This is a genomic window from Roseobacter sp. OBYS 0001, from assembly GCF_019654895.1.
Taxonomy (GTDB): domain Bacteria; phylum Pseudomonadota; class Alphaproteobacteria; order Rhodobacterales; family Rhodobacteraceae; genus Roseobacter; species Roseobacter litoralis.
The window spans coordinates 270,427-296,561 of sequence record NZ_BPES01000001.1; the positions used below are offsets into that span (position 1 = coordinate 270,427).

Consider the following 26,135-nt stretch of genomic DNA (forward strand, 5'->3'; position numbering starts at 1 on the left):
AAGATTTCAAGGGAGGAAACAAATGTTCAGAAATGCAATATTGGGCGCTGTTGCGTTGAGCGCCGTGAGCGGTGCGGCCATTGCGCAGGAGAAAATGCGCATCTCGCTGCAGCTGCCACTGACCAGCCACCTGGGTGAGAACCTCGTTCTGTTCGAAAAAGAGGTTGAGGAAAGAACCGGCGGCGCGATTGACGTGGAAATCTACGACAGCGCGACACTCTACAAAGACAAGGAAGTTCCAGCCGCTGTCGGTTCGGGTGCTATTGAAGCCGGGGTTGCGTCCCTGACGCGCTATGTGGGTGATGCGCCTGTTGTTGACGTGTTCTACATGCCGTTCCTCTTCAACACTGAGGACAAGGTGCGTGCCGCCGTGGCCGAAGGGTCGCCCGTGCGGGCTGTGCTTGAAGAGGAAATCGCCAAAACCGGCGGTCAGGTTCTCTATTGGCAGGCCTATGGTGGTGCGATCTTGCTGTCACAAGGTGGCCCGATCCGCACTCCCGAAGACATGAAGGGCAAAAAAGCGCGGGTGTTTGGCAAAACGCTTGGTGACTTTGTTACCGCAGCGGGCGGGGCGCCCACATTGATTTCCGGCTCGGAGCAATATCTGGCCTACCAGCGTGGGACGGTTGATGTTGGTATGACCGGCATATCCGGTGTCAAATCCCGCAAGCTTTGGGAGGTGATGGATACAATTACCAAAACCAACCACGCAAACATCGAATTTGTGGTTGTCGTGAACAACGACTGGTGGGACGGTCTGTCACCCGAGTTGCAGGGCCATATCAAGGCAGCGGCACAAGTGGCGCAAGACGATGTACGCGACCGCATGAGCGGCATCGAAGCGGCAGCCTATAAAGCCGCTGAGGAGAACGGGATGACCATTGTGGACCTGTCAGATGCTGAACTGGCCGCATGGCAGGAGGTCGCACAGCCTGTTTATGATTCCTACCTTGAGGCAACGGGTGAAGCAGGTCAGAAGATCCTTGATGCTTTAGGTGCAGGTGGCTCCTGACGTCTCTGTAATATAAGGGAAAAGCGGATGGCTTACCGGCCATCCGTCTCTGCAAAAAAATGTCAGTCATAAATAAAATATCATGGGCGTTTTGTGCCATTGGGGCCATTTTGATGGCTGCCACGGGTGCCATGCTCACCTATGAGGTGATCGCCAGATACTTCTTTGTCAAACCGACGATCTGGGCCGCTGAACTCAGTCAGCTTTGCCTGATCTGGGGGTGTTTTCTGGCGCTGCCGCATCTGTTGGTTTTGCGTCGCCATATCACGGTGAACGCTGTCACCAACCTCTTGCCCGAGGGCGCGCAGAAGCTCTGCGCCGCTTTCGCGCTGGTGGCGGTTATTGTGTTTTCCTCGATCGTCGCGATTTACGGCTGGCATATCTTCTACGAGAGCTTTTCACGTGGGCGCACGACAGGGTCGCTGCTGAACTTGCCGGTCTGGATTGCCGAGCTGTCCGTACCCGTCGGGTTCGGCATGCTCGCCTTGCAAGGCCTTGTTGAGTTGATCCGTCTGCCCGGTGCTGGCACCACAAGCCTTGGAGCGACGCACGAATGACGATCCTGCTTATTCTGGGGTGCCTTTTCGGGCTCTTGCTGGTCGGGGTGCCGGTGGCCTTTGCGCTGGGTGGCATGGGGCTTGGCATGTTGCTGCTGGGCGGCTTTTCACCGCTCATGGCGCCGCAATCGCTGCTCTCGACCTTGGATGGCTTCATCCTTCTGGCGGTGCCGCTGTTTCTGCTGATGTCGAACCTGCTGCTCAAGGGCGGCGTCGGGCGGGATCTTTTCGCCGCCGTGCAGGCCTGGGTCGGGCACTGGCCCGGTGGCCTTGCGGTCGCCACGATCCTAAGCTGCGCGCTCTTTGCCGCCATTTCCGGTTCTTCAGTTGCGACGGCTGCCACGATTGGCACGGTGGCCATTCCGGAAATGATAAACCGCGGATATGAAAAACGCTTTGTCTACGGTTTGCTGGCGGCGGGCGGCACGCTGGGCATTCTCATACCGCCCTCCATTCCGATGATCGTCTATGGGTTTGTGACCGAGCAATCGGTGATTGCGCTGTTTCTGGCGGGCATAGGACCGGGGGCCGTGCTGGTCACACTCTTTGTCCTTTTTGCCATGTTGCATGCGCGCCTGTGGGGCGGGTACACGCCGGTGCCCAAGGCGTCGATGCGCGAACGCGCGACAGCCTCAAAGCGCGCCCTGCCGTCTGTGGCGCTTGCGGCTCTTGTCATCGTGGGTCTCTATTCCGGGGCGTTCACCCCCACAGAAGCGGCTGCGATTGGCTTTGCTGCGGCCCTGTTGATCACCGTATTCTGGTTGCGCACCATGACGCTGGCCAAATTCTGGGAAGCGGTGCGCGAATCCGCGATCACCACGGCGGCGATCCTGTTGATCGTGGCGGGGGCGAAAATCTTTGGCAAGGCCATCGCCCTGTATCGCATCCCGCAGGATATTTCGGCATTCCTTGCCCAGACCATAGACGGGCCGATCATGTTCATTCTGGTCGTCTCGGTCGTGCTGTTGTTGATGGGGCTGGTGTTTGAGGCCCTGTCGATGATCCTGATCATGACGCCGGTGCTGCTGCCCGCGGCGATGGGTCTGGGATTCGATCCGATCTGGTTCGGCATCTACATGGTGATCATGGTGGAATGCGCCCTGATCACGCCGCCGGTGGGCCTAAACCTCTATGTCATACAATCGGTTGCGCGCGCCACCTTGGCGGATGTTGCACGCGGGGTCTGGCCGTTCCTGATGCTGATGTTGTTCACGGTTGGCATCCTTTATGTGGTGCCGGATCTGGCGCTTTATATCCCTTTCAAATGGTGAAGTCATGAATGCTGCGAAAACGCTCCGTACCTTGCTGGCGCAGGATAAATGCCATGTGATGCCGTGTTGTTTTGACGCGCTCTCGGCCAAGCTGATCGCGCAAGAGGGGTATGATCTGACCTTCATGTCCGGCTTTGCCGCCTCCGCCAGCCGGATCGGCGCGCCGGATCTGGGCTTGATGAGCTATGGCGAAGTCGTGGATCAGGCCCGCAATATCGCCACTGCCATCGACATTCCGCTGATCGGGGATGGCGATACGGGCTATGGCAATGCGATGAACGTGCGCCGCACGGTGACGGGGTTTGCACAAGCCGGTTGCGCGTCGGTGATGATCGAAGACCAGCTTGCCCCGAAAAGATGCGGGCACACGCCGGGTAAGGCGGTTGTGCCACGACAAGAGGCATATGACAGGATCAAGGCGGCGGTGGATGCGCGCGATGCCCTGCGCGAAGACGGCGGCGACATACTGATCCTTGCGCGCACGGATGCGCGTCATGAACACGGGCTGTCCGAGGCGATCGAACGGGCGGCGGTCTTTGCCGAACTCGGCGCGGATATCCTGTTCGTGGAGGCCCCTAAATCCACCACAGAGATGCAGGATATCTGCTCAAACCTGCCCGGTCCCAAGATGGCGAATATCGTCGAAGGTGGGGAAACACCGGATTTGCCAAATGCGGCCCTGCATGACATCGGCTATTCCATCGCGGCCTATCCGCTGTCGCTGATGGCGGCGGCGATGCAGGCGATGGTCACATCGTTGCGCGCAATGCGCGCGGATCAGCGGCCCGGATTGATGGACTTTGGCGAGCTGCGCAGCCGGATCGGGTTTGACGATTACTATGCAGCGTCGCAAGCCTATGCGTCCTCAAAGCGCGACTGAGTGTGCGTCGGGGTCGCCGGATGCGTGCTCACAAGTCCTTGACCAGCCTCAGGGCGTCGTAAATCGCCGCATGTGTGTTGCGGGCCGAAACCGCATCCCCGATCCGGAAAAGCTGAAACGCGCCATCGGGGTTGGTGTTCACATTCTGCACATTGCCCGCGATCAGCGCGTCATAATCCACCGCGCCAAGGTTGCTGCTGTTTGGTTTCAGCGCGTGGTAAAGCTCATCCAGCGGGAAGGTCCCGTAGTTCACAACGATCTGGTCATAATCGGTCTGATAGCTGTGATCGCTGTAATCCGTCCCGATTGTGGCACGTAACTTGTTGCCATTGCGCGCCACATCCAGCAGGCGGCGCGTCACGGTAAAGGTGACGTCCTTGTCCTGCAGCGCGCGCATATAAGGCGTGAGGTTCATCGCCATGATGTCGGGTGCAAACACGCGATCAGGCGTCATCACCTCGACTTTTGCGCCCGCTAAGGCGGCTGTTTCGGCGGCTTGCAGCCCCGGATGGTCGCCGCTTTCATCATAGATCAAAACGTGATCGGCCGGTTTCACATCGCCTGCGATCATCTCCCAACTGCTGATCACATGGGGTGTGTCGCGGCCAGCCTCGAAAAGTTCGGTGTTTGGCAGGCCGCCCGTCGCCACGATCACCACATCCGGATTCAGGTCGGTGATGGTTTGAGGTTCGGCCCATGTGTTGAAATGAAAACGCACATCGCGCGCGGCACATTGGGCCATGCGCCAGTCGATGATTGAAATCATATCGCGGCGGCGCGGGTTCTGGATGGTCAGCCGGATTTGCCCACCGGGATCGGCTTGCGCCTCAAAGACCGTGACAACGTGCCCGCGCTCGGCGGCGACGCGCGCGGCCTCAAGCCCCGCCGGACCTGCGCCGACAATCACAATATGGCGTGGGGCAGGGGCCGGGGCTATGACGTGTGGCATGGACAGTTCGCGCCCGGTGGCTGCGTTGTGAATGCACAGCGCCTCGCCGCCCTGATAAATCCGATCCAGACAAAAGGTGGCCCCGACGCAAGGGCGTATGTCGTCCTCGCGCCCCTCGCGGATTTTCTGCACAATATGCGGGTCAGCCATATGCGCCCGCGTCATCCCGACCATATCCAGCAGCCCGTTTGCCACCGCATGTCGCGCAGTCGCCACATCGGGGATTTTGGCGGCGTGGAATGTGGGCAGGCCGGTCGCCTTTTTGACCGCCCCGGCGAAATCAAGATGTGGCGCATTGCTCATGCCCTGCACCGGGATCACGTCGACCATCGCAGGGTCCGTGTGTATGCGCCCCCGGATCACATTCAGGAAATCGAGACGCCCATCATCGGCGAGGATTTTTGAAATGCGCAGGCCCTCTTCGGGGGTAATTCCATCTTTTTGCACCTCATCGGCGGTAAAACGAAAGCCAATGATGAAATCTTCACCCACGCGTTTTCGAATGGCCCCCAAGACATCCAGCGGAAACCGCATCCGGTTTTCCAACGTGTCGGCACCGTAGGGACCGGACAGATCGTTCGTGAGCGGTGACCAAAACTGGTCCATCAGATGGCCATAGACCTGCAATTCGATCCCATCCATGCCACCGGCCTGCATCCGCTCGGCTGCGTCGGCGAAATCGGTGATCACCCGGTCAATATCCCAGTCTTCGATCAGTTTGGGAAAGGCACGATGCGCAGGTTCGCGGTGGCGCGAGGATGAAAGGGAGGGCAACCAGTCGCCTTTGTTCCACGTCGTGCGCCGTCCAAGATGGGTTAGCTGGATCATCACAGCACAGCCATGCGCATGGCAGGCATCGGTCAGATCGGTGATCCATGGCACCACCTCATCCTTATAGGCCAGAACGTTGTTGAACACCGGCGGGCTATCTTTGGACACCGCCGCCGAACCTGCAGTCATCGCAAGGGCAAGCCCGGCCTTGGCGCGCTCTTCGTGATAGGCGCGGTAGCGTTCCTTGGGCATGCCGTCTTCGGGATAGGCAGGTTCATGGCTGGTGGTCATGATGCGGTTCTTCAACGTCAGATGTTTGAGTTGAAAGGGTTGCATCAACGGATCTTTTGACATCGGCTGCACGCTCCACCTGTCCTGTTGCGTCACATCATGGCGACGTTTCAACGCGCAGTAAGCCGCATATCTAGAGGCTTGGCCAGATCAAAAACGCTGGATAACGGGGGATCAGATCAGCGGGTGTATCGCCGCACCCATTAGATGCGGCGATGTGGTGTTACAGGTTTCCGGCGGACATCTCGCGCGCCATGTGATCGGCCTGCCGGATGGCCAGTGCCACGATGGTCAGCGTGGGGTTTTCGGCCGCCCCCGTCGTGAACTGCGAGCCATCAGAGATGAACAGGTTCGGGATGTCATGGGTCTGACCCCATTTGTTCACCACCCCGTCGCGGGCATTTTCCGACATCCGGTTGGTGCCAAGGTTATGCGTTGACGGATATGGCGGCGTCGGGAAGGTGCGCGTGGCCCCGACCGCATCATAGACGGCCTGACCCTGCTGATAGGCGTGATTGCGCATCGCGATGTCATTGGGGTGGTCATCAAAGTGCACATTCGCTACCGGCAGCCCGTATTGATCCGTGACGTCGTGGTTCAGTGTCACGCGGTTGGTTTCCTGCGGCATGTCTTCGCCGACAATCCACATGCCTGCCATATTCTCATAGGCATCAAGCGCGGAGGTAAACTCGCGGCCCCATGCGCCGGGATCAAGGAAGGCGGCCATGAACGGCAGGCCGAGCGCGAGCGTCTCAAGCTCGTAGCCGCCGACGAAACCGCGGCTGGGGTCATGGCGGGCTTCGTCCTGAATAATGCCTGCCATGGTCGTGCCGCGCCACATCTTGACCGGCTGATCAAAGGTTGCATAGACCGACCCTGTCATGTGACGCATGTAATTGCGCCCCACCTGACCGGAGGAATTGGCCAGCCCATCCGGGAACATCGACGTCGCCGAGTTCAACAACATGCGCGGGCTTTCGAACGAGTTGCCTGCAACACAGACGGCGCGCGCCTTTTGCATTTGCAGGTTGCCGTCCGCGTCGAAGTATTCAACGCCCGAGACTTTGCCTGCGTCATCGTGCAGGATGCGCGCCACATGGGCCCGTTCGCGGACTTCGAGGTTGCCGGTCGCTTCACCTTGCGGGATATCGGTATAGGCCGTTGACCATTTGGCCCCCCATTTGCAGCCTTGAAAGCAAAACCCGGTTTGCTGACACGCGCTGCGTTCGCCACCATCTGTCGACTGGATCGCCATGCGCCCTGTACTCACTTCGGTGTATCCCAGCGCCTTGGCGCCCTTTTCGAACACAAGGTAGTTGTTGTTGCCCGGCAGGCCCGGTCGGTCGCCGGTGCGTGTCACGCCCAGCTTTTCCTCGGCCAGCGCATACCATGGCGCCATTTCCGCCGCATCAATCGGCCAATCCAGCAGGCTTGCGCCCTGCACGTTGCCATAGGTGGTCGCAGCCTTCCATTCGTGTTCCTGAAAGCGCAGGCTTGCCCCCGCCCAATGGGTCGTCGCGCCGCCCACCGCTTTGACGATCCATGCAGGCAGGCCGGAAAAATCCTTGGCCACGCGCCAGTCGCCCGATGTCGTGCGCGGGTCCAGCCAGGCCAGTTGCCCAAAGCTTTCCCATTCGTCGTTGACATAGTCCTCGGGCAGGTAGCGCCCGCCAGCTTCCAGCGCGACAACGCTGATGCCTTTTTGCGCCAGTTCATTTGCCAGAACGCCGCCGCCCGCGCCTGTTCCGATGACGACAATAACGCTGTCGTCGGTGAGATCAAAAGGTGCCGTCATGGTGCCTAATCTCCTTTATAGCCAGTTGATGTCATTGAATCCGCGGTCGATATAGCCGCCGAATTCATAAGAAGAGCCCTCGTAGCCAAAGATCGGCCAGACCGCTTTCTGATTATAAAGCCCGGTCACAAGGCCGCCGCGGACCTGCTGAAAGAACGCGCTGTCCTCCATGCCGCGCAGGATATCGACCCGGTCGCGTTCCCAGCCAATGTCGAGGTAACTGGCATGCCCTTTGCCTGCCGCCGCCGCATTCAGCGCGGCAATGCCGTCTTCAACCGCCTGTGCGGCCTCGGCGGTGTCATAGCCTTTCACGGCCACCACGTAAAAGGCATCTCCCACCTTGTCATGCGGATAGATATCGCGCGCCATTTGCACCAGTGTCGCAAAAGTTTCCGGTTGCAGCTCGGTCGTTTCCATCGCCCATGCCCCATCGGGTGCGGCAAGAAACCCCGCGCCGACAACAAATGAAGCACCCGCAGATGTCGCACGCGACAATAGCTGGCGTCGGGTAAGCCCTTTCGGGCCGGTTGTGGTTGTCATGTTATCCTCCCTTTGAATTACAGATAGCGCCCACCGCGCTCAAGCACTTCGATCTCGTAGCCATCCGGATCGGCCACAAAGAAAAAGCGCGCGATGACTTCCCCATCGGGCGCAAATTCCACGATCTTTCGCGGTGACAGGCCTGCCGCCTCAAATCGGGCGTGTTCGCTTTCGATATCCGTGACCGACACCGCCAAATGGCCATAGCCATCGCCAAGGTCGTAAGGTTCTGTGCGGTCTTTGTTGACGGTCAGTTCAAGTTCGAAACTGGTTTCCGGATTGCTGAGGTAAAGCAGTGTGAAATTGGTGAAATCCAGCCGGTCTGCGACTTTCAACCCGAATGCGGTATCGTAAAAGCGAACGGATGCAGCTTCGTCACGCACCCGGATCATGGAATGAATGGCTTTGGCCAAAGTGGTCCCTCCCGTTGTTCACTATAAACATCGTGCAGGAGGGCCGCAGAGCTTGGGTAGTATTCCCGTACTACCCCGTATTTTTTCTTTGGCCTGTCTGGCAGCCGCTATTCAGCAGCCAGCGTCAGGCTTTTGCGGTCCGGGTTCATCTCGGTGAACTTCAGGCAGGCGCAGCGCAGCAGTGAGGTGAAATTCTTTGGTTCCCCGCGTTTTTCCAGCACTTCGGTGTGTAGCTTTGAAATGAAACAGGGGGCGGTTGTGCCCTCGCTCTGCGCGATTTCGTCAATCACTTCCCAGAAGGCATTCTCCAGCCTGATGCTGGTGCTTTGCCCATTCAGCCGCAACCGGCGTGTGGTGCAGCTATATCGTTCCGGATCCTGTCCGGCAAAAACGTCGCACATAAGGTGCCCTCCCATTGGTCCGCTGCGCCAGTGATGTTGTTCTGGCGGTCGGATGTTTGGTTTTAAACGTTAACTAACATGGGTATTGTTGTCTATTGCCTTGCGGATGTGCCATTTGGCCGACGCACATACGTTGACGTGTGCTTGACGTCCTAGAGGTCTGACATTATTCATTAATCTGTGCCACCTCTTGCCGCTGTGTTGCATCAGGGCGTTCGTTTTGCGCCGCTGGCCGGGGGCAGGGGGTGCGTATCACGCGCCTTCTGCCCAACCCCGCGCACGATGGCCCCAATCTGCATCAGCTGGTCGGACAGGGGGTTGGTTTTGCGCCAGACCATGCCAATGGTGCGCGACGGGCCGGGTTTGGGAAAGCGCGCAACCGCCACATCCGCAGACCGCGTTTCCAGCGACAGAGCCATTTCGGGGATCAAGGTGACACCGATGCCCGCCCCGACCATCTGCACAAGTGTCGAGAGCGAACTGCCCTCCATCATCTGGCGGGGGTGCGCGTCGACCGATTTGCAAAAGGACAGGGCCTGATCGCGAAAACAATGACCCTCTTCAAGCAGCAATAGGCGCATCTCCTGCAGCATTTCCGGGCTTGGGACGGGTTTTCCTGCATCCTGCGGCGGGCGGACCAGCACGAAATCCTCTTCAAAGAGCGCAAATTCCTGCAGCGCCGGTTCCGAAATCGGCAGCGCCACAATTGCCAGATCCAACCGGGCCTCCAAAAGGTCCTGAATCAGGGCTTGCGTCACGGATTCGCGTAATTCGACATCAAGGTCCGCAAACCGCTCTGCAAATGACGTCATGATCGCAGGTAAAAGATAGGGGGCGACAGTTGGAATGACCCCGAGCCTGAGCCGACCCGCAAGCGGGCCTTGGGCCGCGCGGGCGAGTTCGTCCAGCTCATCGATACTCAGCAGAATTTTGCGGGTCCTTGTGATGAAATCCGACCCCAAGGCCGTCAGGCGAATTTCGCGCGTCGCCCGTTCAACCAGCGGCGCGCCCACCAATGCTTCGAGCTCCTTGATCTGTAAGGACAGGGCTGGCTGTGTGATGGCACAGGAGTCAGCCGCCCGCCCAAAATGTTTGTGGCGGGCGAGGGCGTCGAAATATCTGAGCTGTTTCAGGGTGAGGCCAATCATAAGAAAAACTTATCACTATGGTCAGAATAATCAATTAGTGTCTTTGCTGCGCAGTTGTTAGAACCGTTCCAAACTGAAACCCCAACCAACTTTGGAGAGACTGTGATGGACGGAAATAACGTAGATCCAACCGGCGGATGCCCTGTGATGCATGGCGGTAACACGGCGATGGACAAGCCCGTGACCAAATGGTGGCCCAATGCGCTGAACCTCGACATTCTGCACCAGCATGGTGCGCGCACCAACCCGATGGACCCGGACTACGACCATCGCGCGGCGGTCAAGGCGCTTGATTTCGAAGCGGTCAAGGCGGATGTCAAAGCGCTGATGACGCAGGATCAGGATTGGTGGCCTGCAGACTGGGGACACTACGGTGGTTTGATGATCCGGTTGGCATGGCACTCGGCGGGCACATACCGCATGCAGGATGGCCGTGGCGGTGCGGGATCGGGCAACATCCGCTTTGCGCCCCTGAATTCATGGCCTGACAACGCCAGCCTCGACAAGGCGCGCCGCCTGTTGTGGCCCGTCAAAAAGAAATACGGCAACGCTCTCAGCTGGGCCGATCTGATTATCCTGTCCGGTAACATGGCCTATGAATCCATGGGCCTGAAGACCTTTGGCTTTGGCTTTGGCCGCGCGGACATCTGGGGTCCGGAGACGGACGTTTATTGGGGTGCTGAAAACGAATGGCTGGCGCCAAGCGAAAACCGCTATGGTGATCTGGACGATGCGTCCACCCTGGAAAACCCCCTGGCGGCGGTTCACATGGGTCTGATTTATGTGAACCCTGAGGGCGTGAACGGACAACCTGATCCGGCACGCACCGCACAGCATGTGCGTGAGACCTTTGCGCGCATGGCGATGGATGACGAGGAAACCGCAGCCCTGACATGTGGCGGGCATACCGTGGGCAAGGCACACGGGCGCGGTGCTGTCGATGGCATCGGCGTTGAGCCCGAAGCGGCCGGGCTTGAAGCGCAGGGCTTTGGCTGGTCAAACCCCGGGCATTCGGGCAAGGCGACAAACGCCTTCACCTCCGGTATCGAAGGGGCGTGGACCACGCACCCGACGCAATGGGACATGGGCTATTTCAAACTGCTCTTCGGGTATGAGTGGCAGTTGACCAAATCCCCCGCCGGTGCATGGCAGTGGGAGCCGATCGACATCAAGGAAGAAGACATGCCGGTCGATCCGACCGACCCTTCAAAACGTCACCAGCCCATGATGACCGATGCGGATATGGCGATGAAAGTCGACCCGATCTACAACGAAATCTGCCAGAAGTTCATGGCCGATCCGGAGTATTTCGCTGACGTCTTCGGACGCGCATGGTTCAAGCTGACGCACCGCGATATGGGACCAAAGGCGAACTACATCGGGCCGGATGTGCCTGCAGAAGACCTGATCTGGCAAGACCCCATCCCTGCAGGCAGCACGGACTATGACGTCGCTGCCGTCAAGGCGCGCATTGCCGACTCCGGTCTGTCTGCGGCTGATATGATAGCCACCGCGTGGGACAGCGCGCGCACCTTCCGCGGTTCTGACAAGCGGGGCGGTGCCAATGGCGCACGCATTCGTCTTGCGCCGCAAAAGGACTGGGCCGGCAACGAGCCTGAGCGTCTGGCGAAAGTGCTCGGCATTCTTGAGCCGATCGCTGCGGAAAGCGGTGCCTCTGTTGCGGATGTGATCGTTCTTGCCGGTAATGTGGGGCTTGAGCAATCCATCAAAGCCGCAGGGTTTGATGTTGACGTACCTTTTGCCCAAGGACGCGGCGATGCAACGGCAGATCAAACCGACGCTGCATCCTTTGATGTGCTGGAGCCGCTGTGCGATGGTTTCCGCAATTGGCAAAAGGTGGACTACGCAGTCAGTGCCGAGGAAATGACGCTGGACAAGGCGCAATTGCTGGGGTTGACAGCTGCGGAAATGACCGTCCTGGTGGGTGGCATGCGTGTGCTGGGCGTCAATCACGGCAACGCGAAACATGGTGTCTTTACCGACCGTGAGGGGCAGCTGACGCCTGACTTTTTCACCAACCTGACAGATATGGCCTATAGCTGGCATCCGGTGGACGGGGAGAACACCTACGAAATCCGCGACCGGGCCACGGGTGCGGTGAAGTGGACAGCGACAAGCGCAGATCTGGTGTTCGGTTCTAACTCGGTTCTGCGCGCCTACGCCGAGGTCTATGCACAGGATGACAACGCCGAAAAATTCGCGCGTGATTTCGTTGCAGCCTGGACCAAGGTGATGAACGCGGACCGCTTCGATCTGTCGGCCTAAAACCAACGGCACCGGGCGCGTGATGCGTGCCCGGTGCCATTTCTATCTACGATAAATCAGTGGCTCATCAGAACCGGAATCTTGGCGTGTAATGCGATGTCATGCGTCACACCGCCGATCAGGCCCTCGCGTAGAGGCGAGTGTTCATAGGCCCCCATGATCAGCAATCCCGCCCCTGACGTGTCACAATAGTCCACCAGCGTGTCCGCGATGGTTTTGCGGGTGCGATCGAGCTGCTTGATGGACACATTCACGTCGTGGCGATCCAGCACCATTTCCACGTTCAGACCGGGCAGGCTGCCTGCGAGCGGCGAGCGGCCCACGGATACGATTTCCACCGACACTTCGGTCTCAAGGATTTGCATGGCATCCGCCAATGCGCGCGCCGCCGCCCGTCCGCCATCCCATGCGACCACAGCCTTGTTGTTGAAAACCGAGCCGCGATACCCGGCAGGAAAGATCATCACCGGCCGCCCACTGTCGAATGTGACCCGGTCGGGGTAAATTTCGATATGCGACTGGCCGGGCTTATCGGACGTCTCATGCATGCCGATCACGGTAATATCGAACAGACGGGCATAGCTTGCGACCGTCTGCTGAACCGGCCCGTCGCTGTCAATCCAATGCAGTTTATCTGCTGGAACATCGGCGCATATCTCTCTGAAACTATTCTCTATTTCTTCATTCGACTGGTTCTCGACCTCCATGATCGCCTCTTTGACCCGCTTGGGCATCCAGGGTTTGATCTGGCTCGAGAGTTGAGAGCCACCGTGCGCAAAAAGGCCGGTCAAATGCGCATTGAAAAACTTTTGCATCGTGACCGCGCCGTGAAGGGCCGCACCGGAACCGGGCAGCCCGTTATAGGCGACAAGAACATTCTTGATGGACATAGCGACCCTCCCTCAGGCGTAAAGCCCGGCCGTTTTCGCGCGCAATTTGGTCAGCGCAAGCACCGTGTCAATTGTGGGCGTAGGCGTCTGCGTCACCTTGCCCAATTCGTGCACCGAGCCGAGCAAGGCATCGATTTCCATCGGGCGACCGGCATCGAGGTCTTGCAGCATGGATGTGCGATGCGCGCCCACGGCCGCCCCCCCGTCGATGCGGCGATCCACGTCAATCGGGAATTTGACGCCAAGTTTCTCTGCGATTTCCTGCGCTTCGACCATCATGCCGCGCGCAACGGCACGGGTGCCGGGATCGGTGCACAACACGTCCAACGTTGCATGGGTGAGCGCCGAAATCGGGTTGAACGACAGATTGCCCCATAGCTTGACCCAGATTTCGTCGCGCAGTCGGGGGCGCACGGGGGCTTTCAGCCCTGCGGATGCGAGCGCCTTTGACAAGGCCATGGCGCGGTCAGATTTTGACCCGTCCGGTTCGCCGAGGGAAAAGCGATTGCCTTCGATGTGCTTGATCGTGCCGGGCTCAGAAACCTCGGCGGCTGGATAGACCACGCAGCCGAGCACGCGGTCCGGACCGAACCCGTCCCATTGCGCATTGCCCGGATCCACGCTGCTGAGGCGTGTGCCTTCCAGCGGGCTGTCGATCTTGTGAAAATACCACCACGGCACGCCATTCACGCCGCTGACGATGGTCGTGTTCTCACCGATAAGCGGCTGCATTTTATCCACCACCGGGGGCACAGAATGCGCCTTGAGGGTGACGATCACGTAATCCTGCGGTCCAAGGTTCGACGGGTTGTCAGAGGCGGTTACCTTGACGGTGCTTTCGCCGCTTTCCTCGATCAGCGTCAGGCCTTTGTCCTGCATGGCTGCAAGGTGCGGGCCCCGCGCGACAAGGCTGACGTCCGCGCCAGCCTGTGCGAGTTTTACGCCCATATAGCCGCCGATGGCGCCCGCTCCGAATATGCAAATCTTCATGGTGTTCTTCCTTCAGATCCCTTGCAGCGCTCAGATCATACCACCGCACTGCCAAGGGTTTGTCTGTGTCAATCAGGTTTGCAAACCTGACCAACACGTCTTGCAAAGTGACCGATCAGGCACTTTCGACGAGACCGAGCTTTTCCGCCATCCCGATCCGTTGCATTTTGCCGGTGGCCCCTTTGGGAATTTCATCCAGAATGATGACTTTGCGCGGCACTTTGAAATCGGCCATCCGCTCTGCGGCAAAGTTGCGGATGTCACGCTCGGTTGCTTCTTCTTTCAACACAACGGCGGCTGCGACCTCTTCGCCAAGTTTCGGATGGGGCAAGGCAAAGGTGACCACCTGTGCAATTGCCGGATGATCCAGCAGAACGCCGTCCACTTCGAGCGGGCTGATCTTTTCACCGCCCCGGTTGATGATCTCTTTGAGGCGTCCGGTCAGATGCAGGTATCCATCCTCGTCAAAAGCACCCTGATCGCCGGTGCGGAACCAACGGTCGCCGTCGGCCTCAAAAAAGCTCTTGGCGTTGGCCTCGGGGTTGCCCTCATATCCGGGCGTGACGTTGGGGCCGGAAATCACAACTTCACCGGTCCCTTCGGTCAAGCGATCCTCGATCTCATGGGCGACACGGACCTTGGGGCCTGCCTCAACCCCCACGGCTCCCGGCTTTTGTGCGCGCGGGGGCAGGGGGTTTGATGCCATCTGATGCGCGGCCTCTGTCATGCCGTAGCCTTCGATCACCGGCGCGCCAAAGGTATCGGTCAGTGCGTGCATGACCTGCGCAGGCAGTGAGGCGGAGGACGACCGCAGGAACCGCAGGGGCACAGTTTCGATGATCTCTGCGTTGCGCCCCGCGCGCGTCAGGATTGCCTGATGCATCGTGGGAACGGCGGTGTACCAGGTCGGTTTGGCATCGCGCATCCAGCCAAAAAACTTGAGAGCGTCAAAACCGGGGGTGCACCAGACCGACGCGCCCGCCGCCAGCGTGGCAGAAACAGCGGCAAGCAGCCCGTGAATGTGAAACAGCGGCATGACGTTCATGCAGCGATCATTTGGCGTCAGATCAAGTGATGCGCGAATATGTTCTGCCGAGGCGGCAACATTGGATTGCAAGAGTGGTACAATTTTCGGCCGCGATGTCGTACCGGAGGTGTGTAAAATCAACGCTACATCATCCGGGCCGGGTGCTGCTGTATCGGCCTGACCGGTCGCGTCGGAGGACAACTCAAAAGTGCCGGCAGCAGCACCGTCAGGGACGCTGACGCGCAGAATGGCGATGTCCAACCGGCGTGCCGCCTTAACAGCAGGACCTTCGTCGCCTGCCATGACCATCAGTGCTTTGGCCTTCAAATCCTCAAGGTAGAAGACATATTCATCCTCGCGATAGGCGGGGTTCAGAGGGGCCGTAACCGCCACCTGCGCCACAGTGATGAAAGCGGCGGCCATTTCGGGGCCATTTGGCAGCACGATGGCAACGCGGTCGCCCCGGCCAATGCCAAAACCGTGCAACGCGTCGCGCACACTCGTGCTCAGCTTGCGCAAGCCTCCATAGCTCAGCCACTCTGCTGTGGGGGAGCCGAAGGCAGGCGCGGTATCCGCATGACCTGAAATGAAACCAGACACTGTTGTATGCATCGCTATAATCCTTGGTTTATTAGACTTCCGGCTCTGATCAAGCCTTCTGCGAACGGTTCGACTTTTTGACGTACTTGAGCAAGGGCAGCAAGAAGAAGACGACACTGATCGCGATAAAGGTGCCAGAAAGAGGCCGCTCGATAAAGGCCATCATGTTGCCTTGTTCGGAGATGAGGGTTTGACGGAAGCTCTTTTCCATCAGTGGGCCAAGCACAAGTGCCAAGACCAGAGGCGCCATCGGGTAGTCCGCCTTGCGCAAAAGGTAACCCGCCACGCCGAACCCGATGATCAGCCAGACGTCATGCATTTTCTGGCTCGGCGCGTAGCCCCCGACAATGCAGAGCACCAGAACAAGCGTGCACAACACTGTGAAAGGCATCCGCAGTGCCCAGACAAACACCGGGATCAACGCGAGGTTCACCAGCACCGCAGCAAGGTTGGCCGTATAGAGCGATGAAATCAGTCCCCAGACAAAATCGGGTTGTTCGATGAACAGCATCGGACCGGGCACCAGACCCCACATCACCATCCCGCCCAGCAACAAGGCCGTGGTCGGGGAGCCGGGAATGCCCAGCGTCAGCATCGGCAGCAGGGAGCCGGTCGAGGCGGCGTTATTGGCCGTTTCGGGGGAGGCGACGCCCTCGATGTTGCCTTTGCCAAAGGTCTCGGGTTGTTTGGACATCAGCTTGGACAAGCCATAGGACATCAGCGCGGCAGGCGTGGCCCCGGCTGCGGGGAGCATGCCTACGAAAAACCCCATGGAAGAGCCAAAACAGAGGGTCTTCCACAGTTTGCTCACCTCTTTGATGCCAAACCAGAGGTCGCGAAAGGTCAGACGCGCGGGGGTGACGGAAGGAGCGGATTTTGACGTCTCTATAGTATACAGGATCTCTCCCACGCCGTAGATGCCAATGGCCAACACCAGAAAACTGATGCCTGAATAAAAGCCGGGTTGGTCAAAGAAAATCAGGCGCGGATCACCGGAAATCAGGTCTAGCCCAACGGTTGAGAGCGCAAGACCAAGACAGATCATGATGATGGTCTTGAGGATATCATCGCCGCCTAACCCCACGAAAGTCGTGAAGGCCAGCAGGACCAGCGCGAATTCTTCGGCCGGGCCAAAGGCAAGTGCGACATCGGCTAGTGGGGCGGCAAACAGTGTGAACAGGACCACCGAGATTGTGCCACCGACAAAGGAGGCAACAGCCGCCGCAATCAACGCCAGACCCGCACGGCCCTGCTGCGCCATGGGCCGACCGTCGAACGTGGTGGCCACAGCGGTGGACGCGCCGGGGATGCCCAGCAGGATCGAACTTATCGCGCCGCCGTACATGGCCCCGTAATAGATCGCACAGAGCAGGATAATCGCCGAGGAGGGCGGCACGATAAAGGTCATCGGCAGCACGATGGCCACGCCATTGACTGAACCGAGGCCGGGCATCGCCCCGATGAACAGACCCGCCGTTACACCGATGATGACGATGAAGAGATTGAGCGGTGACAGGGACGTGGCAAAGCCGTCCGAAAGATGACCAAGAAGTTCCATGGGTCTGCTTTCCTAGAAGAACATCGCGTAAAGCGGAAAAAAGAGAGGTTCGGTCAGACCCTTGGGCAGCAGGATCTTCAGCGTGACCTCGAAAAAGAAGAACAGAAAGATCGGCGTGCAGATGCACAAAGCACCAGTCAGCGTCCAGCTGTGTTTGCCAAAGATCTTGAGATACCAGAACATGAACAGCGGCAGCGCGATGTAGGAACCGGCTATCGGCATAAGGGCGATCGTAACGGCGAGTGCGATCGCGACGCTCACGACCCAGGAGAGTGTTTCGGGGTCAAAGAAATTGCCGGAGTAGTTGGTCCTGCCACGCAGGCTGCGCATCAGAATGCCACCCGCACAGACAAACATGATCGCTGACAGCCAGAAAGGGAAGGCGCCGCCGCCCGGGCCACCGGTCATTCCGTTCCAGCCAATGGACAGCTCTGATGCGTGCCACATGAAGTAAAGGGAAAGAGCCATTATGGCCCCGGCGATCACTCTGTCAGCCATCAACATGAGGTATCTCTTTGAATTTTAGGAGGGTTAGAAAAGGGGACACTTGCGCGCCCCCTTTTTGGTTCGTTTTTCGGAGGATAAAAAGGGTTACGACCCTTCGCTCATCGAATTCAGAAGGTCAGCGTGCTTGGAGCGTTCTTCGATGAAATAGGCCTGCAGGTCATCGCCCGTCAGGAAGTCAGCCATCAGGGCCTTTTCCTGCGTATATGTCTGCCACTCTTGCGAGGCGGAAAGCTTTTCAAACATCGTTGTGTAGTAAGCGATGGCAGCCGGGTCCATGCCCTTTGGGGCTACGAACGAACGCTGCATCCAATAGACCAGATCATGACCGAGTTCGCCCATCGTCGGGGTGTCGGGGAAGACCGAAATCCGCTCAGGCGTGAAGGCTGCGATCGGGCGTACTTTGCCCGCATTGTAAAAGCCGAGCGCTTCGGACGGATTGTTCACGGAACTGTCGATGTGTCCGCCAACAAGGTTCTTTGCAACGTCGCCGCCGCCTTTGAAGGGCACGTAGGTCACTTCGATGCCAAACTCGTTCTCAAGCATGGCCGTGACAAGGCTGTCTTCCTGACCTGTGCCTGTGCCGCCCATTTTCCATGTGCCGCCCGCATCTTTCACGGCCGCAACGTAGTCATCCAGCGTTTTGATGTCGCTGTCTGCATTCACCCAAAGAACAAACGTGTCGAGCGCCATGCGCGCAACGGGCGTGAACTCTTCGATATTAACGCCGATGTCTGTGCGCAGTGGCGTGGTGTAATAGCTGTTGAGCGTCGCCATAATGACATGGTTGTCGCCTTCTTTATCCTTGAGATAGCGCAGTGCTTCCGCGCCGGACCCGCCACCTTTGTTCACCGGCAGGATCGGCATGGAGGCAAGATTTTCCTTTTGAATGATCGACTGGAACAGGCGCGCCAGACGGTCCGCACCACCACCTTGGCCGGCCATAATGACCATCTCGACCGGTTTTTGTGGTTTCCAGTCACTGGCAATGGCGGGTGCTGCCGTCATCAGCGCCGCCGTGGTTGCCATGGCGAGTGCGATGCGCCGTGTAAAGCTGTTAGTCATGTAGTGTCCTCCCTAAGACCGCAGTGGGGTATTCACCCCTTATGAACGTGACGAAAGGCAGTTCCCGACCTTTCCTGATGCAAACAGATAGGTGAGCGAAATAATATTTCACGAAAATACGTGTTCCCATGTTAATTATTGCATTAACGAAATTAAAAAATGTAAAGTTGTTAATATGAGAAAAACACTTGTTGGCCCGCAGTTACGACAACTCAGGCGGTCGTTTAACCACACACAGGCTGAAATGGCGCGCCAGTTGGGCGTCTCGGCCGCTTACATAAATCTGCTTGAAAACAATCAACGCAGCCTTTCCGTCAAAATGTTGATGGAATTGACTGAAAGCTATGGCATTGACTGGCGTGCCCTCGTCAATGATAGCGAAATCACGCATTTGGCCGATTTGCGCACGGCGGTCCGTGATCCCATTTTTGAAGGGGATACGCCGGATTTGCAGGAAATGCGCGCGGCCCTCGATCATGCGCCCAAATTGGTTGATCTGTTTTTGCAGCTTTACCGCAATCACGCGAAACTACGCGAGAATATGCGCAATGTGGCGGCGGCAGGTGGGGTGACGGAGATGATGATGACCTCGCCGGAAACGGCGATTTATGACTTCTTTCGCAACCATTCCAATTACTTCAGTGATCTTGAACTGGCAGCGGATTCTGCGCGTAGTGCCGTTGGCGGGCGTCAGGACGATCTTTACAGCACTCTCAAACGACACCTCAAAAACGCTTTTCGCATAGATGTTGAAATCATGAGTGTGGACAAAATGCCCGAGGCACTGCGCATCTTTGCCGAAGACCAGCGACGCGTTGAACTGTCCGAAGCGCTGGACCAGATCAACCGCAACTTTCAGCTGGCCCACGTTCTGGCGCTGGTCAGTTGCGCGGGCCTGTTGGATCAGTTGTCTGCCAGTGCGCAGATACCGACCGAAATGGGTCAGGCGCGCTGCCGGGTTGAACTCGCAAATTACTTCGCCGCCGCCTTCCTGATGCCCTATGATGAAGTGCTGCGTGTCGCTCAGACGACGGATTATGACATCGACCGTATTGCCACAACCTTTGGTGTGTCATTCGAACAAGCCTGCCAGCGGCTTACCACGCTGCAGCGCAAGGGAGCGCAGGGCGTGCCGTTTTTCTTTCTGCGCACGGACACGTCCGGCAATGTGACGAAACGGTTCAACGCGACGGCCTTTACCCTCGCAGAGCAAGGGGGCGCATGCCCCGTGTGGAATATTCACAGCGCGTTTATTTCGCCCGGTCGTATCGTGGCGCAACTGGTGGAATTGCCGGATGCGGGTCAGTTTTTCACCATCAGCCGAACGTCGGACAGACCCGTGGTCAGCCGCCACACCCCGGACCGGCGGCGGGTGGTCACCTTGGGCTGCGAGCGCGCGCATGTGGGTCAGATCGGATATGCAGCACCGCTGAACATCGAAGATCGTACGAACATCGCTAAAATCGGCATCAATTGCCACATTTGTCCGCGGCAGGCTTGCTCGGAACGCGCACATGAGCCGCTTCACATCAATCTGCCGGTGGATGCCAACCGGCGCGGCTCCACCCGCTATGAAAGCTAACTGCACCGGGGTGGGCACAAAAAAGCCCCGGCGGTGTCGCGCGCCGGGGCTTTTTCAGCGGTCAATTCGTGGCTCAGGCAATGATTTTGTTCAGAACCGGTGACGGCTGCATCACGGCAGCGGTCTTGGTGTCATCGGTGTGATAATAGCCACCGATGTCTGCGGGCGCGCCTTGCGCTTGCGCAAAATCAGCCACAATCGCTGCCTCATTCTCGGCCAGTGCCGCCGCGATCGGCGCAAAACTGGCGGCAAGCTCCGCATCATCGGACTGCGCGGCCAACGCCTGCGCCCAATAAAGCGCAAAATAGAAGTGGCTGTCGCGGTTGTCAGGCTGACCGACCCGGCGGCCGGGTGATTTGTTGTGATCCAGAATGCCTTGGGTCGCCACGTCTACAGCCTTGCCAAGCACGCGGGCCTTTTCGTTGCCTTTGACATCTGCCAGAAACTTCAGGCTTTCGCCCAATGCGCAGAACTCGCCAAGACTATCCCAGCGCAGGTGGTTTTCCTCAACCAGTTGCTGCACATGTTTGGGCGCCGAGCCACCCGCGCCGGTCTCAAAGAGACCGCCGCCTTGCATCAGTTTAACGATCGACAGCATCTTGGCCGATGTGCCCAGCTCAAGGATCGGGAACAGGTCCGTCAGATAATCCCGCAGCACGTTGCCCGTTACCGCAATGCTGTTTTCGCCTTTGTCAATGGTCTCGAAGGACAGGCGCGTGGCGTCGCGGGGGGTGAGGATCTGGAATTTATCGGTTACGTCTGCGGCGGCGAGCAGAGGTTTCACATAGGCGATCAACTCAGCATCGTGCGCGCGGTCTTCATCAAGCCAAAAGATCGCCTGACACCCTTCGGCCTTTTGACGATCGATGGCCAGTTGCACCCAGTCTTCAATCGGCGCTTTGCGCGTCGAGGCGGAGCGCCAGATGTCACCAGCCTCAACCGCATGTTCGTGCAGAACATCGCCGTTGGCGGCACTCATGCGCACAGTCCCGTCATGGGGAATTTCGAATGTGGTCGGGTGCGAGCCGTATTCTTCGGCCTTTTGCGCCATCAGGCCAACGTTTTGCACGGTGCCGACGGTTGCGGGGTTGATCGCACCATTGGTTTTGCAGAAATTCACCGCCTCTTCGTAGACTGCGGCGTAGGAGCTGTCAGGAATGACACAATTTGCATCCGCTTCGGCCCCATCCGGGCCCCAGCCTTTGCCGCCTGCACGGATCAACGCGGGCATGGAAGCGTCGATGATCACATCGGAGGGGACGTGCAAATTGGTGATGCCCTTGTCGGAATTCACCATGTACATCGGGGGCTGCTGCTGCATCAGCGCATCCACTTTCGACAGGATTTCAGCACCTTGCGGCAAGTCCTTGATGCGATCCAGCACCTCGCCCATGCCGGAATTTGCATTAATACCTGCGGCTGCAAAAGCATCGCCATATTCGGCAAAGACCGGTTTCAGATAGGCTTTGACCGCGTGGCCAAAGATGATCGGGTCGGACACCTTCATCATCGTGGCTTTGAGGTGGATCGAGAACAACGTACCCTCTGCCTTGGTGGCCTCAATCTGCGCCTCAAGGAAAGCCGAGAGCGCCTTAGCGGACATGAAGGTGGCATCGACAACGGTGCCTGCCGGAAAATCAATGCCGTCTTTCAGAACTGTCACAGAACCATCCGCGCCGATCAGTTCGATTTTGGCCGGGCCTGCCTGCGCGGCGCTCAGGGTCACCGAGGTTTCATTGGACCGAAAGTCATTCGCGCTCATGGTGCTGACGCGGGTTTTGCTGTCCTTGGACCAATCGCCCATGGAATGCGGGTTGGATTGGGCGTAATTTTTGACGGCGACCGCGGCGCGCCGGTCAGAGTTTCCTTCGCGTAGCACCGGATTGACGGCCGAGCCCTTGATGGCGTCGTAACGGGCGCGGGCTTCTTTTTCGGCGTCAGTTTGCGGGTTTTCCGGATAATCCGGCACTGGATATCCTTGCGACTGAAGTTCCTCTACGGCGGCCACCAGTTGCGGAACTGAGGCGGAAACGTTCGGCAGCTTGATGACATTTGCACCGGGGGTTTTGACCAATTGGCCCAGTTCTGCCAGATCATCGCTTTGGCGTTGATCGGCTGACAGATGCGCGGGGAAAGCGGCGAGGATGCGCCCGGCGAGCGAGATGTCCTTGACCCCCACCGAAACGCCGGCGGCGGCTGCAAACTTGCGGATGATCGGCAAAAGCGACGCGGATGCGAGCTGCGGTGCCTCGTCAACTTTGGTGTAGATGATGTCGGGAGTCGTTGTATCGGACATAGATTCCAAGCCTTTCATGTCAGTTGGCGTTGATTAACCGACCGTTCTGCGCAGGTCCACAGCGTCTTGTCGTAACAGAGCGGATAAGCCGCACCCCATGGTATACAATTGAGCAATTGTGTCGATCTGATCGCATTGGTGACGCCTGTTTTCTGCCTGAGGCGGCAGGGCGCCCTCAGGGTTACTCGGCTGCAACCCTCATTGATGCACCTGTTGGCGCGCTGTTGCGGCTGGCGTCCTGCGTTTTTCGGCGGGGTGCGTAGATCAAGGCAAACATCGGTGGCACGAAGTAGAACGAAACAACGGCTGACAGCAATACGCCCCCTGCAATCGCCACGGCAAAAGGTGGCCAGAACCCGCCGCCCGCAAGGATCAGCGGTAAAAACCCGCCAAAGGTCGTGATGGTCGTCGAGATGATGTGCCGACTGGACCCGGTGACGACCTGCGCCATGGCGTCGGTATCGCCCATCGCGGCGCGTGCATTTCCCTTAAGGCCCGTGAGAATAATGATCGCGGCATTGATCGACACACCAATAGATCCGATCACGCCGATGATCGCATTGATGCCAAAGGGAAATTGCATCACGGCAAGGGCCAGCATCGACAACCCGGCAGACAAGACGCACACGATCAGGGCCACTGCGGTCAGGCGGAACGAATTGAACGTCAGCGCAATCGTGGCAATGGTCAGCGTCACAATCAGCCCGACAGAGGCGAGCAAGTTGCCGATCGTATCTGACCGCGCATCGGAATCGCCGCCCAGTTCGATGCGGTAGCCGGCGGGGGTTTCGAACCCCGCAGCCTCAAGCGAGGCGAGCACGGATTGCAGCGCCTCTTCGGGCAAGACGCCGGGCACGATATAGGCTTGCACGGTGTTGACGCGTTCCCCGTTGCGCCGGGTTATGACGCTTTCTGCCGCCTCAACGACAGGGCGGGCCAGTTCTGACAGCGGCACCGCCGGATACAGCCCCTGCGCGGAAAGCTCAGCCGCATTCGGCATCAGGATCGGCAGGTCCGCCATGGCGGATATTTCGCCCTGCACCGAGTCAGTGAGACGGACGCGGATCGGCATTTGGTCGGTGCCTTCGACCATGCTTCCGCCCGTCACACCAACCAAAGCGGCCTGAAGTTGTGCTGCAATATCGGTGATATTCAGCCCCAGCAGCCGCGCAGCGGTCTCATCAATCTCAAAGCGCAGTTGCGGCGCACCGCCCGTCACGCCGGAGCGGACCTGTGTCACAAGGGGCAGATCCACCATCAGAGCGCGGGCCTGATCGCCCAAAGCGCGCAACACATCAAGATCCGGGCCGACCAGCCGGATTTCAACCGGGGCGGCAACGGGGGGGCCTTGAACCAGATCGCGCACAATGATGCGCGCCTTGGGGTGTGCGCGGTTCAGGGCCTGTTGCAACGCTGGCACCAACCGTTCAGCGGCGTAGGCGTCTGTGGTTTTGACCATGGCCTGCGCATATCCGGGCTCTGATGAGCGGCCACTGGTGATGTTATAGTAAAATGCCGGGCCGGATTTTCCGATCGACCAGTAGACGCGATCGATGTCTTGTTCCGCCGCAAGACGCGCGTCAATCGCCCCGGCCACTTTGGCTGTTTCAGAGATGGCCGTGCCGGGGGGCATTTCCACTTCGATGTAAAACTGATCCCTCTGAACGCCGGGAAAGAATTGCGCGGTCAGCGTCGGGAAAGCGCCGAAGCCCATGGCTGGCAGGACCAGGGCCAGCGCAATGGATTTTATCGGGTGGGTGACGGACCATTGAATGGTCTTTTGAAACGCGCGGCCCAGCACGGGGATGGACAGGCCGCTGCCTGTCCCACGTTTCATGAAACGTCCGGCGAGGGCGGGCGTGACGGTCACGGCGACGAACAGCGACCAGATCAACATCAACACCACGGCAATCGCGATGGCGCCGACGAAATCACCCGCAGGACCCGGCAGCAGGATCATCGGCGTGAAGGACAGCGCGGTCGTGACGGTCGATGCCAGCAGCGGTGCCGCCAACCGGCGCGTGGCGTCACCGACCGCATCTATGCGTTCCATCCCGCGGGCGAGGCGCTGGCGCACTTCGTCGACCATCACGATTGCGGCGTCCACCAAAAGACCAAGTGCCACGATCAACCCGGTGACGGACATCTGGTGGATCGGCAGGCCGAGAAAGTTCATGCTGGCCAGCGTCGCCAGAGAGACAACGGGCAAGACCACGGCCACAATTGCCGCCGCCCGCACACCCAGCGTCACAAACAACACGGCCACAACGAGGGAGACGCCGATGGCCATATTCATGCCGACCTCGGCCAGCCGATCCGCGGTATAGGTGCTTTGGTCAAACATCAGTGTTTCGGTGATGCCATGGGGCAGGGCGTTTTGACCGCTTTGCAATTCTTTGCGCACGAAAGACATCCAGCGGTCAATCTGCACGCCATCCTGCGCCAAAACGCCCACCAGCACCGCCGGTCGCCCCAAGGCCAGCGCGAGTTCTTCCGGCGGGTCGGCCACGGTGCGTTTGATCAGCGCGATATCGGAGAGCACCACACTGGCACCACCCTCGTTTTCGCGCAGAACGACGGAGCCGAGCCGGTCCAGCGTTTCGATCTCGCCCGAAATGTTGATGGTCAGATCAACGTCCCTGTTCTGCAACCGCCCCGCCTGCACCTTGCCATCGGCGGCGGCGATACGTGCTGAGATATCCGATGCGGTCAGACCCAGTGCAACGGCCTGCTGGGGGTCAACCTCAACGCGGATTTCGTCCTCCGGTTCGCCAAATAGATCGACGGCGCGCGTCGAGGGGATCGTGCGCAGCCGGTCCGCGAGCGCCTCTGCATGATCGTGCAGGATCGAGGCGGGCACGCCATCATGATCCGACGTAACTGCGACAACGGCGGAATAGGCGGAGATGCCTTCGGCGTTGAATTCTGAGGCTTCGACACCGGCGGGAAAGGTGCGGCGGGCGTCCTCAACCGCATCCCGCGCCTCGGACCAGACCTGTTCGATCGTGGCCTCATCAAGCGTTTGCAACAACTCAACAGAGACAACCGAAACACCGGATCGTGACACGGATTCGATCACGTCCACTTCGGCAATCTCACGTAGCTCTTCTTCGATTTCCGCCGTGACCAATGTTTCAACGCGCGCGGGGTCGGCGCCGGGAAAGGGGGTCGTGATCGTCGCAAAGAGGTTGGTGATGGTCGGGTCTTCCTGACGGCCCAGCGACAGGAACGAAGACAATCCAGCCGAGACGAGGACTAGAATGATCAGTGCGACAAGCCGGGGGTGGCGAAAGGTCAGCGTTTCCACGC

The 26,135-nt window shown here is 58.8% G+C and carries 20 protein-coding genes; 6 read left to right on the forward strand and 14 right to left on the reverse strand.

What is annotated here, in order from left to right; translation table 11 throughout:
* Window positions 1-22: 22 nt before the first annotated feature.
* The 4 genes from dctP (at window position 23) to K5Q35_RS01310 (ending at window position 3,720) form a co-directional block, all read left to right on the forward strand.
* Window positions 23-1,012, forward strand: a complete 990-nt coding sequence (gene dctP, locus K5Q35_RS01295) for a TRAP transporter substrate-binding protein DctP (RefSeq protein WP_220798152.1) — start codon at window positions 23-25, stop codon at window positions 1,010-1,012.
* Between the two features lie 113 nt (window positions 1,013-1,125).
* A complete protein-coding gene (locus tag K5Q35_RS01300) occupies window positions 1,126-1,569 on the forward strand; it encodes a TRAP transporter small permease (protein ID WP_013961260.1) in 444 nt (147 codons plus the stop codon).
* Window positions 1,566-2,840, forward strand: coding sequence for a TRAP transporter large permease (locus K5Q35_RS01305; protein ID WP_013961261.1), 1,275 nt, complete (start codon window positions 1,566-1,568; stop codon window positions 2,838-2,840). The genes K5Q35_RS01300 and K5Q35_RS01305 overlap by 4 nt, the downstream gene beginning before the upstream one ends.
* Before the next feature lie 4 nt (window positions 2,841-2,844).
* The gene (locus tag K5Q35_RS01310; RefSeq protein WP_220798153.1) at window positions 2,845-3,720 is read left to right on the forward strand and encodes an oxaloacetate decarboxylase; all 876 of its coding nucleotides are present in this window, start codon (window positions 2,845-2,847) and stop codon (window positions 3,718-3,720) included.
* Between the two features lie 28 nt (window positions 3,721-3,748).
* On the opposite strand, the gene K5Q35_RS01315 is transcribed toward K5Q35_RS01310, so the two are convergent.
* The 6 genes from K5Q35_RS01315 to K5Q35_RS01340 all read right to left on the reverse strand — a co-directional run bounded on the left by K5Q35_RS01315 (window position 3,749) and on the right by K5Q35_RS01340 (window position 10,028).
* Entirely contained in the window at window positions 3,749-5,794 is a 2,046-nt protein-coding gene (locus K5Q35_RS01315) for an NADH:flavin oxidoreductase (RefSeq protein WP_220798154.1), read from the reverse strand.
* Between the two features lie 160 nt (window positions 5,795-5,954).
* Window positions 5,955-7,526, reverse strand: coding sequence for a GMC family oxidoreductase (locus K5Q35_RS01320; protein WP_220798155.1), 1,572 nt, complete (start codon window positions 7,524-7,526; stop codon window positions 5,955-5,957).
* Between the two features lie 15 nt (window positions 7,527-7,541).
* Window positions 7,542-8,066, reverse strand: a complete 525-nt coding sequence (locus K5Q35_RS01325; RefSeq protein ID WP_220798156.1) for a Twin-arginine translocation pathway signal — start codon at window positions 8,064-8,066, stop codon at window positions 7,542-7,544.
* Between the two features lie 17 nt (window positions 8,067-8,083).
* The gene (locus K5Q35_RS01330) at window positions 8,084-8,479 is read right to left on the reverse strand and encodes a VOC family protein (RefSeq protein ID WP_220798157.1); all 396 of its coding nucleotides are present in this window, start codon (window positions 8,477-8,479) and stop codon (window positions 8,084-8,086) included.
* 107 nt (window positions 8,480-8,586) lie between these two features.
* Window positions 8,587-8,880 carry a ribbon-helix-helix domain-containing protein gene (locus tag K5Q35_RS01335; RefSeq protein WP_013961267.1) on the reverse strand — a complete coding sequence of 98 codons (294 nt, stop codon included), beginning with the start codon at window positions 8,878-8,880 and terminating at the stop codon, window positions 8,587-8,589.
* A gap of 206 nt (window positions 8,881-9,086) precedes the next feature.
* Window positions 9,087-10,028: a hydrogen peroxide-inducible genes activator gene (locus tag K5Q35_RS01340; RefSeq protein WP_220798158.1), complete on the reverse strand. Its 942-nt coding sequence runs from the start codon at window positions 10,026-10,028 to the stop codon at window positions 9,087-9,089.
* A 105-nt stretch (window positions 10,029-10,133) separates the two neighbouring features.
* On the opposite strand from K5Q35_RS01340, the gene katG reads away from it, so the two are divergent.
* Window positions 10,134-12,314 (forward strand): catalase/peroxidase HPI, encoded by a 2,181-nt coding sequence (gene katG / locus K5Q35_RS01345; protein ID WP_220798159.1) that lies wholly within the window; start codon window positions 10,134-10,136, stop codon window positions 12,312-12,314.
* Between the two features lie 56 nt (window positions 12,315-12,370).
* Here katG and K5Q35_RS01350 read toward each other — a convergent pair whose 3' ends face one another.
* From K5Q35_RS01350 to K5Q35_RS01375, 6 genes are all read right to left on the reverse strand, one after another.
* Window positions 12,371-13,204: a universal stress protein gene (locus K5Q35_RS01350; protein ID WP_013961270.1), complete on the reverse strand. Its 834-nt coding sequence runs from the start codon at window positions 13,202-13,204 to the stop codon at window positions 12,371-12,373.
* Between the two features lie 12 nt (window positions 13,205-13,216).
* Window positions 13,217-14,194 carry a 2-dehydropantoate 2-reductase gene (locus tag K5Q35_RS01355; protein WP_220798160.1) on the reverse strand — a complete coding sequence of 326 codons (978 nt, stop codon included), beginning with the start codon at window positions 14,192-14,194 and terminating at the stop codon, window positions 13,217-13,219.
* A gap of 115 nt (window positions 14,195-14,309) precedes the next feature.
* Window positions 14,310-15,833, reverse strand: coding sequence for an acyl--CoA ligase (locus K5Q35_RS01360; protein ID WP_220798161.1), 1,524 nt, complete (start codon window positions 15,831-15,833; stop codon window positions 14,310-14,312).
* Between the two features lie 37 nt (window positions 15,834-15,870).
* The gene (locus K5Q35_RS01365) at window positions 15,871-17,379 is read right to left on the reverse strand and encodes a tripartite tricarboxylate transporter permease (RefSeq protein WP_013961273.1); all 1,509 of its coding nucleotides are present in this window, start codon (window positions 17,377-17,379) and stop codon (window positions 15,871-15,873) included.
* Between the two features lie 12 nt (window positions 17,380-17,391).
* Window positions 17,392-17,883 (reverse strand): tripartite tricarboxylate transporter TctB family protein, encoded by a 492-nt coding sequence (locus K5Q35_RS01370; RefSeq protein ID WP_220798162.1) that lies wholly within the window; start codon window positions 17,881-17,883, stop codon window positions 17,392-17,394.
* 87 nt (window positions 17,884-17,970) lie between these two features.
* Window positions 17,971-18,948 (reverse strand): tripartite tricarboxylate transporter substrate binding protein, encoded by a 978-nt coding sequence (locus K5Q35_RS01375; RefSeq protein WP_013961275.1) that lies wholly within the window; start codon window positions 18,946-18,948, stop codon window positions 17,971-17,973.
* Window positions 18,949-19,123: 175 nt separating this feature from the next.
* Between K5Q35_RS01375 and K5Q35_RS01380 the strand changes: the two genes are divergently transcribed.
* The gene (locus tag K5Q35_RS01380; RefSeq protein WP_013961276.1) at window positions 19,124-20,530 is read left to right on the forward strand and encodes a short-chain fatty acyl-CoA regulator family protein; all 1,407 of its coding nucleotides are present in this window, start codon (window positions 19,124-19,126) and stop codon (window positions 20,528-20,530) included.
* A 73-nt stretch (window positions 20,531-20,603) separates the two neighbouring features.
* On the opposite strand, the gene K5Q35_RS01385 is transcribed toward K5Q35_RS01380, so the two are convergent.
* Together K5Q35_RS01385 and K5Q35_RS01390 are read right to left on the reverse strand one after the other, a co-directional pair.
* Window positions 20,604-22,826, reverse strand: coding sequence for an NADP-dependent isocitrate dehydrogenase (locus K5Q35_RS01385; protein WP_220798163.1), 2,223 nt, complete (start codon window positions 22,824-22,826; stop codon window positions 20,604-20,606).
* A 181-nt stretch (window positions 22,827-23,007) separates the two neighbouring features.
* Entirely contained in the window at window positions 23,008-26,133 is a 3,126-nt protein-coding gene (locus tag K5Q35_RS01390) for an efflux RND transporter permease subunit (RefSeq protein ID WP_220798164.1), read from the reverse strand.
* Between the last annotated feature and the right edge of the window lie 2 nt (window positions 26,134-26,135).

Excerpts from the sequence above, each read along its gene's own strand:
- dctP (WP_220798152.1), top strand. The coding sequence starts at position 23 with ATGTTCAGAAATGCAATATTGGGCGCTGTTGCGTTGAGCGCCGTGAGC.
- K5Q35_RS01300 (WP_013961260.1), top strand. The coding sequence starts at position 1,126 with ATGGCTGCCACGGGTGCCATGCTCACCTATGAGGTGATCGCCAGATAC.
- K5Q35_RS01305 (WP_013961261.1), top strand. The coding sequence starts at position 1,566 with ATGACGATCCTGCTTATTCTGGGGTGCCTTTTCGGGCTCTTGCTGGTC.
- K5Q35_RS01310 (WP_220798153.1), top strand. The coding sequence starts at position 2,845 with ATGAATGCTGCGAAAACGCTCCGTACCTTGCTGGCGCAGGATAAATGC.
- K5Q35_RS01315 (WP_220798154.1), bottom strand. The coding sequence starts at position 5,794 with ATGTCAAAAGATCCGTTGATGCAACCCTTTCAACTCAAACATCTGACG.
- K5Q35_RS01320 (WP_220798155.1), bottom strand. The coding sequence starts at position 7,526 with ATGACGGCACCTTTTGATCTCACCGACGACAGCGTTATTGTCGTCATC.
- K5Q35_RS01325 (WP_220798156.1), bottom strand. The coding sequence starts at position 8,066 with ATGACAACCACAACCGGCCCGAAAGGGCTTACCCGACGCCAGCTATTG.
- K5Q35_RS01335 (WP_013961267.1), bottom strand. The coding sequence starts at position 8,880 with ATGTGCGACGTTTTTGCCGGACAGGATCCGGAACGATATAGCTGCACC.
- K5Q35_RS01340 (WP_220798158.1), bottom strand. The coding sequence starts at position 10,028 with ATGATTGGCCTCACCCTGAAACAGCTCAGATATTTCGACGCCCTCGCC.
- katG (WP_220798159.1), top strand. The coding sequence starts at position 10,134 with ATGGACGGAAATAACGTAGATCCAACCGGCGGATGCCCTGTGATGCAT.
- K5Q35_RS01350 (WP_013961270.1), bottom strand. The coding sequence starts at position 13,204 with ATGTCCATCAAGAATGTTCTTGTCGCCTATAACGGGCTGCCCGGTTCC.
- K5Q35_RS01355 (WP_220798160.1), bottom strand. The coding sequence starts at position 14,194 with ATGAAGATTTGCATATTCGGAGCGGGCGCCATCGGCGGCTATATGGGC.
- K5Q35_RS01360 (WP_220798161.1), bottom strand. The coding sequence starts at position 15,833 with ATGCATACAACAGTGTCTGGTTTCATTTCAGGTCATGCGGATACCGCG.
- K5Q35_RS01365 (WP_013961273.1), bottom strand. The coding sequence starts at position 17,379 with ATGGAACTTCTTGGTCATCTTTCGGACGGCTTTGCCACGTCCCTGTCA.
- K5Q35_RS01370 (WP_220798162.1), bottom strand. The coding sequence starts at position 17,883 with ATGTTGATGGCTGACAGAGTGATCGCCGGGGCCATAATGGCTCTTTCC.
- K5Q35_RS01375 (WP_013961275.1), bottom strand. The coding sequence starts at position 18,948 with ATGACTAACAGCTTTACACGGCGCATCGCACTCGCCATGGCAACCACG.
- K5Q35_RS01380 (WP_013961276.1), top strand. The coding sequence starts at position 19,124 with ATGAGAAAAACACTTGTTGGCCCGCAGTTACGACAACTCAGGCGGTCG.
- K5Q35_RS01385 (WP_220798163.1), bottom strand. The coding sequence starts at position 22,826 with ATGTCCGATACAACGACTCCCGACATCATCTACACCAAAGTTGACGAG.